The organism is Okeania sp. SIO2C9 (assembly GCF_010672455.1).
Classification (GTDB): domain Bacteria; phylum Cyanobacteriota; class Cyanobacteriia; order Cyanobacteriales; family Microcoleaceae; genus Okeania.
Map to the genome: position 1 here is coordinate 1 of NZ_JAAHGO010000091.1, position 19403 is coordinate 19403.

General features: G+C 36.9%; 17 protein-coding genes. 5 read left to right on the top strand and 12 right to left on the bottom strand.

The window, feature by feature from the left end:
- Positions 1–226: 226 nt before the first annotated feature.
- Both F6K23_RS35000 and F6K23_RS35005 read right to left on the bottom strand, forming a co-directional pair.
- Positions 227–892, bottom strand: coding sequence for a hypothetical protein (locus tag F6K23_RS35000; RefSeq protein ID WP_293165042.1), 666 nt, complete (start codon positions 890–892; stop codon positions 227–229).
- Between the two features lie 60 nt (positions 893–952).
- On the bottom strand, positions 953–1168 hold the full coding sequence (locus F6K23_RS35005; RefSeq protein ID WP_293165044.1) for a hypothetical protein: 216 nt from the start codon (positions 1166–1168) through the stop codon (positions 953–955).
- A 136-nt stretch (positions 1169–1304) separates the two neighbouring features.
- On the opposite strand from F6K23_RS35005, the gene F6K23_RS35010 reads away from it, so the two are divergent.
- Positions 1305–1436, top strand: a complete 132-nt coding sequence (locus F6K23_RS35010) for a hypothetical protein (RefSeq protein ID WP_293165046.1) — start codon at positions 1305–1307, stop codon at positions 1434–1436.
- 889 nt (positions 1437–2325) lie between these two features.
- Here F6K23_RS35010 and F6K23_RS35015 read toward each other — a convergent pair.
- From F6K23_RS35015 to F6K23_RS35050, 8 genes are all read right to left on the bottom strand, one after another.
- A complete protein-coding gene (locus F6K23_RS35015) occupies positions 2326–2520 on the bottom strand; it encodes a hypothetical protein (protein WP_293165048.1) in 195 nt (64 codons plus the stop codon).
- 333 nt (positions 2521–2853) lie between these two features.
- The gene (locus F6K23_RS35020) at positions 2854–3213 is read right to left on the bottom strand and encodes a hypothetical protein (protein WP_293165050.1); all 360 of its coding nucleotides are present in this window, start codon (positions 3211–3213) and stop codon (positions 2854–2856) included.
- Between the two features lie 221 nt (positions 3214–3434).
- Positions 3435–4640 carry a 4-hydroxy-3-methylbut-2-enyl diphosphate reductase gene (locus tag F6K23_RS35025; protein ID WP_293165051.1) on the bottom strand — a complete coding sequence of 402 codons (1206 nt, stop codon included), beginning with the start codon at positions 4638–4640 and terminating at the stop codon, positions 3435–3437.
- A gap of 1056 nt (positions 4641–5696) precedes the next feature.
- Entirely contained in the window at positions 5697–6560 is an 864-nt protein-coding gene (locus F6K23_RS35030) for an SGNH/GDSL hydrolase family protein (RefSeq protein WP_293165052.1), read from the bottom strand.
- Between the two features lie 77 nt (positions 6561–6637).
- Positions 6638–8122, bottom strand: coding sequence for an ammonium transporter (locus F6K23_RS35035; protein WP_293165054.1), 1485 nt, complete (start codon positions 8120–8122; stop codon positions 6638–6640).
- 185 nt (positions 8123–8307) lie between these two features.
- Positions 8308–8823 (bottom strand): 5-(carboxyamino)imidazole ribonucleotide mutase, encoded by a 516-nt coding sequence (gene purE, locus F6K23_RS35040; protein WP_293165056.1) that lies wholly within the window; start codon positions 8821–8823, stop codon positions 8308–8310.
- A gap of 711 nt (positions 8824–9534) precedes the next feature.
- Entirely contained in the window at positions 9535–9726 is a 192-nt protein-coding gene (locus F6K23_RS35045; protein WP_293165057.1) for a hypothetical protein, read from the bottom strand.
- 218 nt (positions 9727–9944) lie between these two features.
- Positions 9945–10661, bottom strand: a complete 717-nt coding sequence (locus tag F6K23_RS35050; protein ID WP_293165059.1) for a chromophore lyase CpcT/CpeT — start codon at positions 10659–10661, stop codon at positions 9945–9947.
- An 895-nt stretch (positions 10662–11556) separates the two neighbouring features.
- On the opposite strand from F6K23_RS35050, the gene nagA reads away from it, so the two are divergent.
- The 3 genes from nagA to F6K23_RS35065 all read left to right on the top strand — a co-directional run bounded on the left by nagA (position 11557) and on the right by F6K23_RS35065 (position 14663).
- The gene (gene nagA, locus F6K23_RS35055) at positions 11557–12744 is read left to right on the top strand and encodes an N-acetylglucosamine-6-phosphate deacetylase (protein WP_293165061.1); all 1188 of its coding nucleotides are present in this window, start codon (positions 11557–11559) and stop codon (positions 12742–12744) included.
- 967 nt (positions 12745–13711) lie between these two features.
- On the top strand, positions 13712–14038 hold the full coding sequence (locus F6K23_RS35060; protein ID WP_293165062.1) for a hypothetical protein: 327 nt from the start codon (positions 13712–13714) through the stop codon (positions 14036–14038).
- Between the two features lie 388 nt (positions 14039–14426).
- Positions 14427–14663: a hypothetical protein gene (locus F6K23_RS35065; protein ID WP_293165064.1), complete on the top strand. Its 237-nt coding sequence runs from the start codon at positions 14427–14429 to the stop codon at positions 14661–14663.
- Positions 14664–14730: 67 nt separating this feature from the next.
- Here F6K23_RS35065 and ilvB read toward each other — a convergent pair whose 3' ends face one another.
- Positions 14731–16569: a biosynthetic-type acetolactate synthase large subunit gene (gene ilvB, locus F6K23_RS35070; RefSeq protein ID WP_293165066.1), complete on the bottom strand. Its 1839-nt coding sequence runs from the start codon at positions 16567–16569 to the stop codon at positions 14731–14733.
- Between the two features lie 454 nt (positions 16570–17023).
- On the opposite strand from ilvB, the gene F6K23_RS35075 reads away from it, so the two are divergent.
- Complete coding sequence (locus F6K23_RS35075; RefSeq protein ID WP_293075395.1) at positions 17024–17362, top strand: P-II family nitrogen regulator; 339 nt, start codon at positions 17024–17026, stop codon at positions 17360–17362.
- 862 nt (positions 17363–18224) lie between these two features.
- Here the strand turns inward: F6K23_RS35075 and F6K23_RS35080 are convergent.
- Positions 18225–18893, bottom strand: a complete 669-nt coding sequence (locus tag F6K23_RS35080) for an NAD(P)H-dependent oxidoreductase (RefSeq protein ID WP_293165068.1) — start codon at positions 18891–18893, stop codon at positions 18225–18227.
- Between the last annotated feature and the right edge of the window lie 510 nt (positions 18894–19403).

Below are 19403 nucleotides of genomic sequence, written 5' to 3' on the forward strand. Positions count from 1 at the left end.
TTGACATCCTCCCCGGCCTAAAGGCACGGGGATTCCTACTGAGCCGTAGCTCCTCGGCGGGTTGACGCTTTGCTTCGCATAGCTGCCGCTAACACAGGGTGCTGCTTCCTTGGCGGTAGTCTAACGCTTCCCTCCACGTCCGCGCACGAGTTTCCGAGTGCCCCCCGGCAACTAATAACACTATATCATATATTCAATTGACTTAACATAAAAATAAAAAGTCGCCCTACAAGGGCGAGGCTTTAAACCCAATTTTTCGGTAAAATTTATCCCACTCACAGGCAAATTTACCAATATAGCTACCTGTCCCTTGATAACTAAACTCTTCTATGGGTATCCCAGAAATACCGGAAATTTTTTGGTCATGGTACCCATTAATAATTACTTTCTCTAATTTAACTTCTTTGGCCAAACTAACATTCCAATGTACAGGTTCGTAGGAAGAGAGAGCTAAAATTACAGGCTGATTTTTTCTTTCTATTTTGATATTAATAGTGCCTGTGGGATGATAACCACCACGATGATCTGAGCGTGCTTCACAGACACCTATTAAGTGTAACTCCTTCTCTCTGTTAGAGGTATTAAAAAAAGATGAAAAATTATTACTACCTCCAACACCACAAGCAACGCTATTAACTACTGTGGTAGGAACTTTATTTTGATTAGCTTGCGGTTGAAATTTTGACCTCATTAATAACCAACTACCAAAAGTAATACTAGCTATTAAAACACTGGCAGTTATCACAATTAAATATTTAATATTTTGCTCAAATAAGTTTATTCTTAGTCGTTTTTTTGGAGAATAATTAAAATTTTGACTAACCTCAGAAACTATATCTGCTTTTTCATCTAGACAAGCTAATAACTTTAAACTTTCTTGTTGTTCTAACATAGTAGAAACAATTTTTGCTGTTCCTACATATAAATTTCTATTTTGTCTATCTACAATTAATCAATATTTATCAGTTTCATTTAATTGATAATCTTGTACTTGAGAATTTACCAGAGGATGCTGAAGAAAAATTTGCCAAGCAACACTAATACCAGCACCGATATTTTTACCGTCATTGTACATAACTTGGTCAATTTCTGATTCCCAGTAAAAAGCTACCCAAGGATGGTTAGAGTCATATCCTAATGACTTTTCTAACTGTGGGTTAGCTGTCAAATTTAAGAGTTTCACGAGATTAGATATACATCAGTTTCCAACTTGATGAACTAAAGTTCTTAATTATTTTAGTTTAGGAAGTAGGGAGTAGGAGAATGGTTTAGCCACTGTAGTCTATATATTCGATAAAATTTATATGATGATTTTGAAAGTGCGACTCGTTCATCAAGCTTTAGGACAGATAAATTTGATGATGAGCGATCGCGACATAATTACCATTGAACCAGATAAGCGTGGAGGAAAGCCTTGTATTCGTGGAATTAGTTAGTTTCTGGTTCCCAGCGAAAAGCTACCCAACAATGGTTTGCTTCATATCCTAATGATTTTTCTAACTTTGGGTGAGCTGTTAAATTTAAAGGCTTTACTAGATAAGACATAATCAAGTCAGGAAGTAAATTTTATAGTAGCGATGTTCAGTTTTATGAACTAGCAAACAAAAGAGATACAGAAATCTGGGATTTTGCCAGATTAAACTATAAGTCAGGTAGAAATAACAATGCTCAAACTAAAACGAGATTCGGGGTGGGTTGATTTATTGCGTGCATATAAAGTTGTCCTTAGATGGTAACATAATAGGCCATATTAAAAATGGTGAAGAAAGAGAATTTGATATTCCAGAAGGAAATCACGACTTCTTTCTTAAAATTGATTGGTGTCGTAGCAATGTTCTTAGTTTTAAAGATAATGGCAGTATAGTGAGTTTTGAATGTGGGAGTAGCTGTAGAGGCTGGAAAATTTTTCTGGCTATTGTTTATATTATATTCCTCCCTAATAAGTACCTATGGTTAGAAAAGAATCTGTAATTTCCTCACCAACTAAGACAGCAATTTTGGTACACTCTACTTTCGTTGGTGAGATTAGTCCAAATAAACCTGGTTTTTAGGATAAATCGTTGTTTTTATAACAGAGATATAGGAAAAAATCTGGTTTCTAGGTTTGTACGCCTATACAGCAATTTCTAAAGTTATGAGGTACAGTTATTTTTCTTCTTTTCTGTTCTCTATTCGCCGTTCCCTGTTCCCTCAAGCCTAAAATTTTGTACCTCATAAAAACGGCAATAACTGTCTATTTATCATGGATTTAGTCATAATAAACACACATTATCAAAATAAAAGTTGTAGTTTTTAGTTACTCATATACTCCGCAATTAAGATTATCTATTTCTGAGATAAGAGGGTGGCAAAACTTTCCAGATAATCAATTAAAACAGCAGTTTTAGTTAACTGTTTGAGTGACTGAATATTATCAATTTCATTAATAGCATCCACAAGATTTGTAGGTACATTTTCAAACCTAGTTTCTAACACTGTGATGATTGATTCTCTTGTAGATTTGAGTTTCCCTTTTTCCAAACCAATCTGTTCCCCTTTCTCTAAACTAATCTGTTAAATACTGGTAATATAAGGCATATTTTTTTCCTCCTCATAGTTATATACTTCTGTTTGAAATTGTCTTTTCAATTCTTCTGGTAAAATCATCATCCAGTCTATTTATCTGAACAACTGAATCACCATTTCTCTACTATAATCCCGCTCATATAGTAGACCCACCAAAGTTAACTTACTTTTCAATCTAATGACAGGATTTTGCCGAGTTTCCTTGCTTTTCAAGTAAGCCATAATAACCACAGCAAAAGGATTATTATTTTCGGCTAATAATTCCCAATTTTTCTCATAGTTAAATTATTAAACTATAGGAAATTTCAATTTTAATTGACAACCCCAACGACTATAACTATATTTTCTTGGTCGCCATTTTTTCTTTTCATCTCCCAACACAGCTAAACTGACGACTTCTGTATTTTTCAACCGATACTTATCATAGATGTGGTAATGATAAACATACATTCTTTCGGCAAAATTACTTTCATATTGCCCTTGTATTTCTGTATGAATCAAAATCACAGTTTCTTGACTATTTTTTAGCCATACTTTAACTAATTTATCCACTAAACATTTACCTAAACTAGCATCTTGAACAATTTGTTGAAATTCTTTATCCAAAGTTTCATAACCTTTTTCCCAATCAATATTCTTGGTAAGCATGAGGAATAATGAATAATTAATAGTGAATAATTAATAATTACTTCTCCTTGAACAGAAGAGGATTGGTTCAAAGAAAAATAGTTTCTTGTTTCTCCTTTAAAGGAAAGGCTTTAAACCCTAATTATTTGGTAAAACTTTTTTTTAAACAAGGAGAAGGCGATTCAAATTTAACCACTGGCAAACGCCTTCCCTAAATTTTCTCAATTAAAACAGAATAATATTCAATTCACAGCAACCAACTTCATCTCCAATATTTTATTAATAGTCTCTTCAACAGCTTTATCTGGAGTTGAAGCGCCAGAAGTCACACCCAAAACTACCTGACCTTCAGGCAACCAACCTTCAGATATTTTTACCTCATTTCCTAAAGGTTTATGTTCAATTCTATTCCCAGATAAAATCCTTTTAGCACCATCAATATGATAGGAAGGAATGCCATTTTCTATTGCCATTTCCTGTAAATGAGTTGTATTAGAAGAATTAAAACCTCCTATTACTACCATTAAATCTAACTTTTCATCGAATAAACCCGCCATTGCATCTTGCCGTTCTTGAGTCGCGTCGCAGATAGTATTAAAATTTTGATAATGTTCATTTAATTTATCTGGTCCGTACTTTTTCATCATTGTTCGTTCCAACAACTTTCCTATTTCTTCAGTTTCACTTTTCAGCATAGTAGTCTGATTAGCAATACCAATTTGTTCTAAATCTAAATCTGGATCGAAACCTTCAGAATGAGCTAGTTTAAACTTATCCATAAACTCATCACGGTTGCCACAATTGAGAATATAATTACAGACATATTCTGCTTGTGATTTATTTAGAACGATCAAATATTTATCAGCAAAAGAGCTAGTAGCTATAGTTTCTGCATGATTATATTTACCGTGAATAATAGAAGTAAATTTTTTCTTTTTCTGTTTTTCTACGCTATTCCAAACTTTAGAAACCCAAGGGCAAGTAGTATCAACAATTTGACAATTTTTTTCCTTTAATATCTGCATTTCCTGAATACTTGCACCAAAAGCTGGTAAGATTACAACATCATTATCTCCAACTACAGAAAAATCTTTTTTACCATCAATTACAGGAATAAATTTAATTTTCATATCCCTCATATCTTGATTAACAGAAGGATTATGAATTAGTTCATAAGTAATCCAAATTTGTTGGTTAGGAAAATGTTGACGAGTTTCATAAGCTATAGCTACTGACCTTTCAACACCCCAACAAAAACCAAAAGCTTTTGCGAGTTTGATAGTAACATCCCCTTTTTGCAGGGTATAATCATTATCTCTAATTTGTTGAATTAGGTTACTTTGATAAACAGACTGCATAACTGTGGCGACTTCTTCAGCATGACCAAACCCTTTGCGGTTATAATTCTCAGATTTTTTTAGCGCCCTGGTAAAAGCTTTTGTATCCATGATTATTTTAAACCCTTGAAAATCTCTTTTATTTTATAGCAATTAGTACTTATAGCGTTACGGGTAGGGAGCAAGAACTAGGAAAGAGCAAGCAGGAATGATAGAGAAAAAAAATGTTTTGATTTCTAAATTAAGCAGACATGGTATAAATTACACATAAACTGGTAAGTCGATGGGCAGAAATAAATATAATATGTTCCTAGTTTAGGAGATTTTACAACTACCTAATACCTGAAATAAAATTGGTATAATTTTCTGAATATTCCACATTCCACATATGAGTATAATCAAGTATTACAAAAACTGGTGAACCGCTAATTATTTATATCAAATTCAAAAAAAATAGTTCCCGAAAAATTAAGTTTAAAGCTTCCCCATTTTAGGGGGTAATTTGTGTTTGGATATAAAAAGCGGAAAGTTATTCAAGCACTTTGAGAACTAAAATTATGGAGTTTTGCATAAAAAGGCTTATGTTATAGAAAAACTCTGTACCTAAAAATTATGGCCTAAAATCCCAGATTTTAAGGGTATAAAAAGCGGTCGATATTCGGAGCTTCCTGTAGGGTGGGATGGCTAGGAAACCTGCTCTTGCAGAGCCACTCCGCTAACGCCATATCCAATCGACCAAGAGAAAGAATATTTCAGATTTCAAGCCTCTTGTTTCAGCTAGATGTACTGATAACTGATAACTGAAATTACTTATACCAACTCTCAAAAGTAATGCTATACTTAAGTAAAACTTCAGTTATTAAATAATTAATACAGACAAAATCCATTTTTGCTAATTAGCAGCTCAGTTAATATTAATTATTTTTATGTTTACTCTGTAGGGACGTTGCATGCAACGTCCCTACTCCCCCACTCAATAAAATGTAGAAAAGTTTTTGAGAAATGGTATTACATAGAATCCGGTTATACAGTATATGTTTATAATTCTATCCACACTTCAATATTAAATCTCCCCCTAACCCCATATTCCCATCCTGGGAGGGGTTAGGGGTTAGTCCCCATCTCCCCACCCCCAAATATATGACAAGTATTCAACCGGATTTAATATTACTGAGGTTCTTCCAATCTCATTTTGCTATACATTTGGATTGCCGTACTCCAAATTTGATAACCATTCTCATTTAGATGCAGACCATCAGTACTAAGATCACCTCGGAGAAAACCTTGAGAGTCTGTAAATAGTGGGTGAAGATTTAAAAAAAATGCTCCCTCATCATCAGCTAATGCTTTTAGGCTACGATTTATTCTTCTGATGCGACTATTAGGTAGTTGTAAAAGATAATCGCGACCTTCCCAAATAGCCGCCTCTCCACTATGAGGTAAAATAGATTGGATAACTATTTGACTCCCAGGATGAATGTATCGTAATTGATTAATAATTCTTCTTTGATTTGCTAAAATCGCCCAATCGCTTTCTCCATGAATTAAATCATTAATACCAATCATCACAAAAATTGTTTCTGGCCTCGTACTATCAAATAAATAAAGTCGCTTCAATAGGCCAGACGAAGTTTCTCCAGAAATACCTTGGTTTAACCAGGTTCTATCTCTAGGGAGAAGTTGAGAGGGAAACCAAAGACTCAAAGAATCTCCCACCATAACAGTTAGACGATTAGGACGATTTTTAGCTGCAGCGATCGCCTCTCGCTGTAACTGTTCTACCCATTGTTCATAAGTCCATCTATGATTTCTGCCAATAGCCAGAAGCTCTTTCCTAGCTTCTCCAAATAGTGGACTTGGTCTATTAGTTCTAATCCTATCAGTAGCATAGTTGATTGTAGCATTTGCTTGAGGCTCTTCTGACAATTTGTAGTCACTCATAACTAGGGTGGCCACTGTTAATAACAGTAGCCCGTTAGCAGCTAAGGAACACCAAGCCCAAGTTGGAACATTTTTAGATAAAGTAAACACCGTAGCTGAATTAAATTAGTCTCCGATACTGAAGTAACTGATTTATGGCTATGGCTATTTTACCTAGAATTTTCCCATTAGTGTTTTTGCAGACCTTGGTCAATATCCATTCTATTTGACATACCAGGGCCAAAGGCATCAGGTTCTTTCATAAACCCTGTGTAAGCTTCCATACCATGTTCGGCAATATCCAAGCCTTCAAATTCTTGTTCTGTATGGACACGAATACCTGTAGTAGCTTTCAAAGCTAGCCAGAAGATAGTACTCATAATCACTGTAAACAATCCCACTGAGATAATACCTATGGCCTGAGTCAAGATATTAGCATCTTCAACAAAAATACCAACAGCTAAAGTACCCCAGATTCCACAGACTAAGTGAACTGATGTGGCACCTACTGGGTCATCAACTTTCAATTTGTCAAACAAAGGTACAGAAAATACAACAATGATGCCAGCAACACCACCGATAATTACTGCCTCTAAATAAGATACGCCATTACAACCTGCTGTAATACCTACCAGTCCAGCTAAAACACCGTTAATAATCATTGAGAGGTCTGGCTTAGTATCTTTGAGCCAAGATGTAATAGTTGCAGTAGTCCCCCCTGCTGCTGCTGCTAAATTTGTGGTTACAGCGATATAAGCCACATTTTCGTTTGCTGCTAGTTCCGAACCAGGGTTAAAGCCAAACCAGCCGATCCACAGAATTAAACAGCCCAAGGTAGCAAAACCCATATTATGACCAGGAATAGCTCTCGGTTGGTCATCATCATCATATTTGCCCATCCTTGGCCCTAAAATATATGCTCCGACCAGTGCTGCCCAGCCACCGACTGAGTGGACTGCTGTTGAGCCAGCAAAGTCACCGAAGCCCATTTCAGCTAGCCAACCACCACCCCAGATCCAATGTCCGGTAATTGGGTATGAAATACCTGTGATTAACAAGCTAAAGAATAAAAAGGCACTAAATTCAATCCTTTCAGCTACAGCGCCAGAAACAATGGTGGCTGCAGTAGCGGCAAAAGCTGCTTGGAATAGAAAAAATACAGGCAATGGTAAACCAGAAGGAAATGGGTCTAGTCCGTAGTTACTAGCTTCCCCAGTTAGGAAAAAACCACCCCCACCAATGAAGGGATGGTCTCCGGCAAACATTATGGAAAATCCTATAGACCAATAAACTAATGTAGCTAGAGCAAATACAATTAGGTTTTTTGCTAAGATATTAACTGCATTTTTATGACGACAAAAGCCGGTTTCTAGCATTCCGAAACCAGCATTCATAAAAATCACAAATATTGAAGCCACCAAAATCCATATTGAGTCTAATACCCCTTTGACATACTCTGGGGTTAATTCTTGGTCTTGAGCTGTCGCAGCTCCTGCCCATAACGCAATAATTATGAATACTAGGGGTATGCAGGCTAATGTCGCAGGGGAAAACCATCTTGTCCGACTTAACCTGTTTATCAGTACTGTCGGTTCTAAGAAACTGCTATATCTTGCTGATAATAACTGCTTCTTTTTTGTTCTATTGTTCTTGAACTTTACTTTAGATGTCATTGTGAGAACTAATTAATAGTTTACAATTGAAAATAGCCCACCAATTCTTGTATAGATTTTCTGTATCTCTTGCTACTTTGATTTGATTTAGTAGCAATAGCTGTTTGAGTCTTTTCACAAAAGTCTCTGCCTGTAAGAATACCAATTATTTGTCAGATTTTTGTTCTAAAATGTTTGCAATTTAATTAAATTTGTGTTAAATATTCCTGATATCCTATTTCCTCTAATCTATTTTGTTTGTCCATGACTGATTCAGCTAGGGTCTGGCGATATTTTTGGACTCGTTCTAATAGTTCTGGTTGGTGGGATGCTAATATCTGAATGGCTAATAAACCAGCATTTTTAGCATTGCCGATCGCTACTGTGGCTACTGGTATTCCTCCTGGCATTTGCACTATAGAGTATAAAGAGTCAATGCCTTGTAATGTTCGGGTTTGTACGGGGACACCAATTACTGGGAGTGGCGTTAAAGATGCGACCATACCTGGTAAATGTGCTGCACCACCCGCTCCGGCAATTATGACTTTTAATCCCCTTTGATGGGCGGTTTGGGCATATTCAAACATTCTCTGGGGTGTGCGGTGGGCTGAGACAATGGCGACTTCTGAGGGGACTTCAAATTCTTCACAGATAGCGATCGCTTCTTTCATTGTGGGCAGGTCTGAGTCACTGCCCATAATAATTCCGATGATTGGGTTCATATTTCATATCATGTTCTGTAGCATCGGTATTGTATAGCGAAGGTAGGGGTGATGGGGAGGTGGAGTGATGGGGTGATGGGGTGATGGGGTGATGGGGTGATGGGGAGTAGGTTTTTTAAATTCTTGATTTTTGCTTTTCTTCTGTTAATCTAGGGGCAGGCTAACTATTATTTTGTTTGTAAATTAAAAGTCAAAATTAGTCACTTATCTCTAAGCCTTTGTGAATGAAAAACTAAAAACATTCATTTTAAATTGATTTTTAGGAGCATAATTTTGATGATTTTAAGCAAATTAGATTTTTCTGAGTTTTGAGGATGTTGAAACTGATAAATTTTTATACTATCTATCACTACCTTTTACACGTTAGCGAGCACAACAACCATTAAGTTTTCTATCATTCCAAACCTTAATTAATTATTATACAAATTACAATGCATTAATGTGGAACTTAGGTACCACTTCAATTATTAAGTAATTAAAACTAACCTTATCACTTTTTTGATAATTAGCATCCTAGGAGCGCATTAATTATTAGGTAATGGTGCATTGTAATGGTATTTACATCTAATATTTTAGGCGTTGGTGAAAAGAGGCATGATATCATGTCCGGATAAGAGCGCTATAGAACTCCGTTCCGCTTACGCGATCGTGCTGACGCAACGCTTCGCGTTAACCTGCGTTGTGCGCCAGCAAACAAAAAACTTTCTCTTTCTACTCTTCTTTCTTCTTCTTTCCTCCCTCCTGACTCCTGTCTCCTGTCTCCTGTCTCCTGTCTCCTAAGTAATTAAGATTAATATCATACAGTAATTCACCAACGCCATATTTTATTTTGATTTTTGTCACAGTATAGCCAGTGGGAGCATCTTGCTCCGGTTCTAAGTGTTCTTTATCTCTACCTACCATTACTATGCAGGACTACCAATTATTATTGTGTTTACTTCATAGATTAGAATAGGTTACTAAATTTCCACAAACCAGATTTTTTTAATCATGTTTGGATGCTGTTATTATCAAAATAATATGGGTCTAAAACCCCGCCTTTTAAGGCGTAATATTTTTGGAGCGGGGCTTAAATCCCCGTTACAAAAATAACTTCTGTAGGGGCGAACGGCCGTTCGCCCCTACAGACTTCTGACTTCTGACTTCGTTAACCCTAACCCACTTAAGACAAATAATCCGAATAATATCGAAGGTTCAGGAACTGTTTCAATTCGATTAAAGGTTATAGGAGTACCGAATAATAGATTACCATTACTATCAAAAATACGATCTAAAGAGTCAATACTATTAGGATTAATCACAATATCAGAAATAACTTTACCCCCAGGAAAAGTCGTCGAACAACCTCCTGGTTCGTTAGTCCCTACATAGGTATTAGAAACAAAAGAAAGGTTTACCTCACAGTTAAAATTATCTAAATTTGTAGCATTAATAAACTGTTTAGATTCAGGGCGATCGCATAAACCAAATAAAGAAGTTTCATTGAGAAAACGATTAATACTAATAGTAACTTGAGAGTCATTATTACTAAAAAAATAATACAAGCGCACCCGAAAAGGAAACCCTCCTGTTGTTTGCTCTAAATAAATAGTTTCTGTATTTTCCATCAGGTCACTGCCAATAAGTTTAACCGGACAATTTGACATTGTAATCGGAGGAATCATAGGATGATCAGCAACCTGTTTAGTATTATCAAATAAGCCAGTGAACCATTGTGATACCTGCTCCACTTGAAATAAAATGGGAGGTCTCATAGTTGCAGCATGACTTTTTTTAGCAAATGTTACACTTAAAAGTAGAGCGCTTAAAGTAAAAAAATTAAGTTTATTTATCTGCATTTTTCCACACTTATTTTCATTAAAAATGTATTCTTAAATTGCCACTCATTTTAACACCGATTCTAATCTTTTCCTAACTCTAATTTTTATTGAAATTTTAATTAATACCAATTTAAAAAAAGAATGCTAAAAAAAGGTAGACCTTGCTCGAATATGCTGAAAAATAGCTAGTATAGTTCATTTTAGATAGTTATTTATATTGTTTTTCTCTTTTTTTCAAAATTTACCGAAAAATTCTGGGTATGCGCCTCCCCTTTTAAGGGGATAATAAGCGGTCGTTTGCGCAGCATTCCGTAGGATGGGATGGCGAGGTCTCGGAGCCATATCCAATCGACTCCTGTGAAGAAAAATTTTCATCTCTTTGTCAATCCTCTTCAATTTATTCTCAAGGAGAGGTAATTATTCATTATTCATTATTCATTATTCATTGTTGAACCCTTCTTACTTCTTTCCTCTTCCTTCTTTCGTACGGACGTTGCATGCAACGTCCCTAGCATTTGTAACAAACATTTATCAAATTGGTATAACTTAAGTAGGTGAGTATAAATAAACTTCATTAATGGATAATTGATAATTGATAATTACCTCTGGTTAAAACCGCTCTTGATTGAATATAAGGAAATATTATTTCTTTTCTTGGTCGATTGGATATGGCGAGGAGACCTCGCCATCCCACCCTTCGGGAAGCTGCGAAGATCGACCGCTTTTTTCCCCTTAAAAGGGAAGGCTTTAAACCAGAATTATTTAATAATTAATAATTAATAATTAATAATTAATTATTCGGTAATATTAGAGGGCGGGTTTTTAGAACTCGACCCTGCTGATGTCAAAGCTTTCGGTTAAACCCACCCCTACACTTTTTTAACGTTTAATTTAGATATACCTACTTAAGCTCGTGAATTTAACTACTAAAATTATTAACGCTAAAGTCCCTGGTTATCAAAATCTACAGCAGATTTTAATCGACTCTACTGGCAATATTAAAGAAATTATCTCTCAAACAGAAGAACTTTTACCTACCTCATCTACCACTATTGATGTTCAACAAGATTGGGTTTCTCTCGGTGGGGTTGATTTACAAATTAATGGTGCTTTGGGTTTAGCTTTTCCTGAAGTAGATGCAAATTCTACTACTAAAATACAGGAAATTTGTCAGTATTTATGGCAGCAAGGAATAGATGCTTTTTTACCAACTATTGTCACAACCTCTATAGATAATATTCAGCGATCGCTCCAAATATTCCACAATTTGGCCTCACAACCTCAACACCCAGAAATGGCAAAAATTTGGGGCGTTCATTTAGAAGGTCCTTTTCTCAATCCTGAAAAGCGAGGCGCTCATCCATTGGAGTATTTACTACCATTAACGCTCAAAAATGTTAAAGAAGTTTTGGGAGAGTATGCTGAGATAGTTAAAATAATTACTTTAGCTCCAGAATTAGACTCCACAGAAACAGTTATTCCCTATTTAAAAAATCTAGGAATTACGGTTAGTTTAGGGCATTCTCAAGCTACAGCAAATCAAGCAGAAAAAGCTTTTCAATTGGGAGCTTCAATGGTAACTCATGCTTTTAATGCGATGCCGAGTTTACATCATCGAAAACCTGGTTTATTAGGGGCAGCAATTACAAATTCTGATGTTATGTGTGGTTTAATTGCTGATGCTCAGCACGTCTGTTCAACAATGATAGAAATTTTGTTGAAAGCGAGTCAATATCAGCAGGGAATATTTTTGGTTAGTGACGCTTTATCGCCCTTGGGATTACCTGATGGAATTTATCCTTGGGATACTAGAGAAATAGAAGTTAAAAATGGTACGGCAAGATTAAAAGATGGAACTTTATCAGGAACAACTTTACCTTTATTAGTTGGGGTTAATAATTTGGTGAAGTGGGGAATTTGTGATGTTGAGACAGGAATTTATTTAGCGACTATTGCACCTCGGAAGGCGTTAGGAATAGATAGTGAAATTATTGGTAAGTCTGGGAAAAATTTATTGAGATGGAGGGTAACGAAGTCAGAAGTTAGAAGTCATTTTTGTAATGAGGATTTGAGTTGGCAGAGAATATTTAGGATTTGCTGAAAAAAGCAAAATGTGGGAGGTTTGGGGAGGGTGGCAAGACAGAGAAAGTAGGAATAATTGTTCTTTAATTTTTCTGTTCCGGAATACTTTTGGAACTAGATGCTACCTAAAGGCAAACCAGAGCATCTCAAAAAAAATCTGCCGCAAAAATTTGGCAAGACAGAGAAAGTAGGAATAATTGTTCTTTAATTTTTCTGTTCCGGAATACTTTTGGAACAGGATACTAGCCAAAGGTAAACCAGAGCATCTCAAAAAAAAATCTACTGAAAAATTTGGGAAGGCACAGAAAGTAGGAATAATTGTTCTTTAATTTTTCTGTTCCGGAATACTTTTAGAACGAGATACTACCCAAAGACAAACCACAGCATCTCAAAAAAAATCTGCTCAAAAATTTGGCAAGACACAGAAAGTAGTCGGAAGAATTGTTCGGGAGACTTTTGTGTTCCGGAATACTTTTGGAACCAGATACTACCCAAAGGCAAACCAGAGCCTCTCAAAAAAAATCTGCTCAAAAATTTGGCAAGACACAGAAAGTAGTAAAGAATTGTTCGGGAGATTTTTTTGTTCCGGAATACTTTTGGAACGAGATGCTACCCCATTGGTAAACCAGAGCATCTCAAAAAAATCTACTGAAAAATTTGGCAAGACACAGAAAGTAGGAATAATTGTTCTTTAATTTTTCTGTTCCGGAATACTTTTGGAACAGGATACTAGCCAAAGGTAAACCAGAGCATCTCAAAAAAAAAATCTGCTCAAAAATTTGGCAAGACACAGAAAGTAGAAAGAATTGTTCGGGAGATTTTTCTGTTCCGGAATACTTTTGGAACGAGATGCTACCCCATTGGTAAACCAGAGCCTCTCAAAAAAAATCTGAAGCGGAAGGGTGAGAAGACAGGGAAATTAGGAGAAATAATTGTTCGGGAAATTTTTCTGTTCCGGAATACTTTTGGAAGGAGATACTACCCCATTGGCAAACCAGAGCGTCTCAAAAAAAATCTGCTCAAAAATTCGGGAAGATAGAGAAAGTAGGAAGAATTGTTCGAGAGATTTTTCTGTTCCGGAATACTTTCGGAACGAGATGCTACCCCATTGGCAAACCAGAACGTCTCAAACAAAAATCTGCTCAAAAATTTGGCAAGACACAGAAAGTAGTCGGAAGATTGTTAGGGAGACTTTTCTGTTCCGGAATACTTTTGGAACGAGATGCTACCCCATTGGCAAATCAGAGCATCTCAAACAAAAATCTGCTCAAAAATTTGGCAAGACACAGAAAGTAGGAATAATTGTTCTTTAATTTTTCTGTTCCGGAATACTTTTGGAAGGAGATACTACCCCATTGGTAAACCAGAGCATCTCAAAAAAAAATCTGCTCAAAAATTTGGCAAGACACAGAAAGTAGTCGGAAGATTGTTAGGGAGACTTTTCTGTTCCGGAATACTTTTGGAAGGAGATACTACCCCATTGGTAAACCAGAGCGCCTCAAAAAAAATTTGGGAAGATAGAGAAAGTAGGAAGAATTGTTCGAGAGATTTTTCTGTTCCGGAATACTTTTGGAACGGGATGCTACCCCATTGGCAAATCAGAGCATCTCAAAAAAAAATCTGCTCAAAAATTTGGCAAGACACAGAAAGTAGGAAAATTGTTCAGGAGATTTTTCTGTTCCGGAATACTTTTGGAACGGGATGCTACCCCATTGGCAAACCAGAGCGGCTCAAACAAAATCTGCTCAAAAATTTGGCAAGACACAGAAAGTAGGAATAATTGTTCAGGAGACTTTTCTGTTCCGGAATACTTTTGGAACGGGATGCTACCCCATTGGCAAACCAGAGCGTCTCAAACAAAATCTGCTGAAAGCTATCTATAGGGGGCGAATGCCATTCGCCCCTACTAGATATAGCGGTTCTGGTAAACCCTGTTAGACAAAGCAATATTTTTACTTCTTCCCTCTTCCCTCTTCCCTCTTCCTTCTTCCCTCTTCCTTCTTACTTACAACTTAACGCCACATTCAGAACAGAAATTATGAGTAACACTATTTTGTGCCCCACAATTACTACAAGTAATGAACTCCACAGCTTGTTCGAGCTGCTTGCGAATAGGTAAACCAACCATTTGAGCATTACTCTTACCAGGGGCTACCATAGGATAACAATTCTCATCCTTAGTCACACGAGCATCCATCAACACAGGCCCATCGTGAGCCAACATTTGAGCGATCGCCTCTTTAAGCTCCTCCCGACTAGAAATCATCATACCTTTAATTCCATAAGCCTGAGCCAACATCGCAAAATCAGGCATTCCCACCTCCATATTAGAAGAAGAATAACGCTCGCCAAAAAACGCCTCCTGCCATTGACGCACCATACCCTGCCAACCATTATTAATAATCACAGTTTTAACATTAATGCCATACTGCGCCAGAGTCCCCAACTCCTGAATATTCATTTGAATACTCGCATCACCAGCAATACAAATTACCTCCCGGTTTGGCAGTGCCACCTTTGCCCCCATAGCAGCAGGCATCCCATAACCCATAGTCCCCAAACCCGCACTAGAGATCCATTGCCGAGGCCCATTTTTCAGAAATTGAGCAGCCCACATTTGATGCTGACCAACATCAGTTGTATAGTAAGCATCTGGAGCCATTTTGCCAATTTCATTAATTACCTCTTGGGGTGAAATACTATCTGAATGTTGAGGGGCAACTAAAGGATAATCTTGTTTCCAACGATTAATCTTTTCTAACCAAGGCTTAGTTTGATCGGGATTAACTAAATCTCCTATTTCTCGGCAACGACGCAGCAAGTCCATCAAAACTTGACGTACATCTCCAACAATTGGAACTTCAGGAATTCTGTTTTTGCCTACTTCTGCGGGGTCAATATCAATATGAATTACTTTGGCATGACAAGCAAATTCGTCTAACTTTCCAGTTACCCGGTCATCAAAACGGGAACCAACAGCAATTAATAAGTCACACTCACTCACCGCAAAATTAGCATAGGCAGTGCCATGCATTCCCAACATTCCTACTGATAGGGGATGATGTTCGTTAAAAGCACCTTTACCCATCAAAGTAGTAGTTGCAGGAATATTAAAATGTTCTGCTAATTCTTGAATTTCTGCATGAGCATCTGCGGAGATGGCACCACCACCTATATATAAAAGAGGACGCCGTGCCTCTAGCATCAAATTTACTGCTTGGTTAATTTGCCGGGGGTTGCCTTTGACAGTCGGACGGTATCCAGGTAGTTTGATGGCAGCTGGTTCCACAGGTTCATAGTCAAATTCTTCCAAACCTACATCTTTAGGTATGTCAATCAAGACTGGGCCTGGACGACCTGTACTGGCAATATGGAATGCCTCAGCAATAATTCCGGCCATATCCCTTGGGTCTCGGACAACATAAGAATGTTTAACAATTGGTAAAGTAATGCCATAAATATCTGTTTCTTGGAAGGCATCAGTACCAATCATTTTTCGGCCTACTTGGCCTGTAATTACTACCATGGGAATTGAGTCCATGTGAGCAGTGGCTATGCCTGTTACTAAATTTGTGGCTCCCGGACCTGATGTAGCAAAGCATACACCTACTTTACCAGTGGCACGGGCATATCCATCGGCGGCATGAGCAGCTCCTTGTTCATGTCTGACTAGAATATGCTCTAGGTCTCCTGCTGCTTCTGAACGGTAAAGTTCATCGTAAATTGGTAATATCGCACCTCCTGGATAGCCAAATATGTGTTTGACTCCATGACGCTTGAGACTATCCATTAGTGCAAAAGCACCCGTTGCTCGTTTTAGGGTAACTTTAGTTTGTAATTGCACAGGTAATTCCTCTCTAGATACTATTATCTATAGTTAAAAGTATAATTTTAATCAAAAATGGGATGTAATAGAAAGTCTTTTTTTACATAATTTACAAAAAACTTTAAGATTCTCTATAAGAGAGTGTTTGTAGAATAAATATTAAACTATGTAGGATGCGTTAATGAAATGTAAGGCACTATCCCACAGCACGCGGTGCGTTAGCTGTCAAACCGACCACTATTTTTGGAATAATGGTAAAGGTATCGTCGCACACCCTACTTAATTTTTTGTTTACAAATAGCTTCTAAGAGTCATTTTTTCGATATTTTTAAGATTTGAGAAAGCTACTCAAAAAACTGCTGAGTAAATGTATTTTTCTTAACAGACAAGGCCCACTTGGTGACAATCTTATTAAAGATGTCATCCTGATAAACTAAGTAAACTAAAAATTTAAGTGTAAGGAGTGAATAACTTGAAAAAAGTAGAAGCTATTATTCGGCCTTTTAAGCTGGACGAGGTGAAAATTGCTCTCGTTAATGCTGGTATCGTGGGTATGACTGTTTCTGAAGTCAGAGGTTTTGGGCGTCAGAAGGGTCAAACTGAAAGGTATCGTGGTTCTGAGTATACGGTTGAGTTTTTACAGAAGCTCAAGGTTGAAATTGTAGTTGAAGATGACCAGGTGGATATGGTTGTTGACAAAATTATTTCTGCCTCCCGTACTGGTGAGATTGGTGACGGTAAGATTTTCATTGCTCCAGTAGATAGAATTGTGAGAATTAGGACTGGGGAAAGTAATATGGAAGCGATCTAGCGCTGCTACGCGGAAGTCAAAATTCGTAGGGGCGAATGGCATTCGCCCGTACAAAATTCAAAAGTATTGATTGGTAAGGCTTTTAGGATTTTGTAACTGGTTAGTTATTTCTGCCATCCTGCACGAGTTTTAGAGATAGTTGACATCTCGAGGGGTTGAAAACCCTGGATTATGTGGAAAATCCACCGAAAATGGGATAAGTCCGCGTTTTCTTCAAGCCTGAAGGGCAGACTTCTACACTCCTCAGCATAGACCATTATCTAGCTGTGAGCTTACATTTTTTTTGGTTAGCTTTCACGAGTGGTTTTACTCAAAATGTTGGAGCAATCTTCTCGCTGCTCTAGCTGCATTACTTGCTTTTCCTAGGTCATGGGGAGCTAACAGCCGCCGTAGGAAATTAAGTCCCCATCTCCTGTCCGCCGGAATCTCACGCCAACTAGCGATCTTGTCATGGCGACAAACCTTGTTGTTACTTACTATCCTACTAGCATAGCAGATTTTTACTACGGGTTGAAACCCGAGTGTTGTTATTCAACCAGGGGATAAATCTTCCGGGAACTTTCCTCCCGATATCTTTTAGGTTTTTTCGTGTTAGGTAATAGTTTAGTTAGAAGTTACTTTAAGATTTCTGGCAAAGAAAAATTTATGATTTTTGTCTTATCATTTATTTGATTTTAAATTTGTTTAAGAGGTCTAATAATTGAAGTTTCAAAACTTTTTTATACCTAAAAACCTATCCCTATCTCTATCTCTAAAAATATTTATTTGAGTTATATCTGTAGGTTGAGTTGAGAGAACTTAGCTTCAACAAATGTAGTTTTTTTGTTGAGTGTTACTGTCGCTTAATCCAACCTACGGTATATTAATAAATACCAACATCAATGGCAGATTCTTTACTTATTTCTTTCAGACGAGCAGCATAATTTTCCAATATTTTCACTCTCTGTTCATCGGTCATCCGAACAGGTGCATATACAATTTCTGGTGCTAATACATCAAAACCTACAAACTGCAACATTCCTCTATGAATAGGACGTAAAATTCCATTAATATCGCCGTTGAAACCTCCCTTAATATATATATCTTCACCACCACCTGTGGTCAACGACAATAATGCTCGTTTTCCCTGAAAAACTCCTGTTTCATATATTCGACCGCCACCATAAACGCGTTCCATAGCAAATACACGGTCAACCCACCCTTTGAAAACTGCGGGTAAACCAAACCACCACAACGGAAATTGCCAAATCATTAGGTCACACCACTCAATTTTCTTTATTTCTAAGTCTATATCTTCGGCAAAACTATTCATTTCAGTGGCATATTTTTCTTCAAGTTGTAGTTTGAGATAATCTGGATCTTTGACTGTTTTAAAATTTTGTCTGCTGGAAACAGGGTTGAAATTCATTTCATATAAATCTGAAGTTTTTACTTCATTCCCTGCATCTAGTAGAGCTTCACAAGCTTGACGAAACATTGCGCCATTAAAACTCTGGGGTTCGGGATGCCAATACACAATTAATACTTTCATATTTTGGTTTTTCTATCCTGAGAATATTTTAAAAATTATTAGCTTTTTAGTTTATCTGAGGGAATAAGGAATAGGGAATAGTAGGAAAAACATTGGCTAGTCTAAGATTCATAATTAGGGTTTGCTGAAAAAGTCTTTTTGTCAGGGGAGGAGCCAGAATTTCCTAGGTCATGCTCCGCAAACAGCAATCCTGCAATTCAGAAGTAATATCAAATCCGTTTAATTGGACATAAAAAAATTCTTCAATCGTCATAACTACGCTCATCTTTGTAATTCTTTCTCCTTCTGACTCCTGACTCCTGACTCCTGACTCCTCCTCACTTAACCATTCTATGGCTGTTTAACCAGATTTGATATAATAAGAATTATAGAAGAGGTAGCCAGAAAAATCTTCCCTTGGTTTTCTTCCCCTATCTTGCTGAAAATCCTAGATTTTTGAACCATTACCACCTAAAAGCTAGCATTTTATTAGTACTTAAAAAGGCTAAAACATTTATCTGTAAAGAGTTT

Excerpts from the sequence above, each read along its gene's own strand:
- F6K23_RS35020 (WP_293165050.1), bottom strand. The coding sequence starts at position 3,213 with ATGCTTACCAAGAATATTGATTGGGAAAAAGGTTATGAAACTTTGGAT.
- F6K23_RS35045 (WP_293165057.1), bottom strand. The coding sequence starts at position 9,726 with ATGGTAGGTAGAGATAAAGAACACTTAGAACCGGAGCAAGATGCTCCC.
- F6K23_RS35035 (WP_293165054.1), bottom strand. The coding sequence starts at position 8,122 with ATGACATCTAAAGTAAAGTTCAAGAACAATAGAACAAAAAAGAAGCAG.
- F6K23_RS35010 (WP_293165046.1), top strand. The coding sequence starts at position 1,305 with ATGATGATTTTGAAAGTGCGACTCGTTCATCAAGCTTTAGGACAGATA.
- F6K23_RS35025 (WP_293165051.1), bottom strand. The coding sequence starts at position 4,640 with ATGGATACAAAAGCTTTTACCAGGGCGCTAAAAAAATCTGAGAATTAT.
- purE (WP_293165056.1), bottom strand. The coding sequence starts at position 8,823 with ATGAACCCAATCATCGGAATTATTATGGGCAGTGACTCAGACCTGCCC.
- F6K23_RS35065 (WP_293165064.1), top strand. The coding sequence starts at position 14,427 with ATGCTACCCCATTGGCAAACCAGAGCGGCTCAAACAAAATCTGCTCAA.
- F6K23_RS35080 (WP_293165068.1), bottom strand. The coding sequence starts at position 18,893 with ATGAAAGTATTAATTGTGTATTGGCATCCCGAACCCCAGAGTTTTAAT.
- F6K23_RS35050 (WP_293165059.1), bottom strand. The coding sequence starts at position 10,661 with ATGCAGATAAATAAACTTAATTTTTTTACTTTAAGCGCTCTACTTTTA.
- F6K23_RS35000 (WP_293165042.1), bottom strand. The coding sequence starts at position 892 with ATGTTAGAACAACAAGAAAGTTTAAAGTTATTAGCTTGTCTAGATGAA.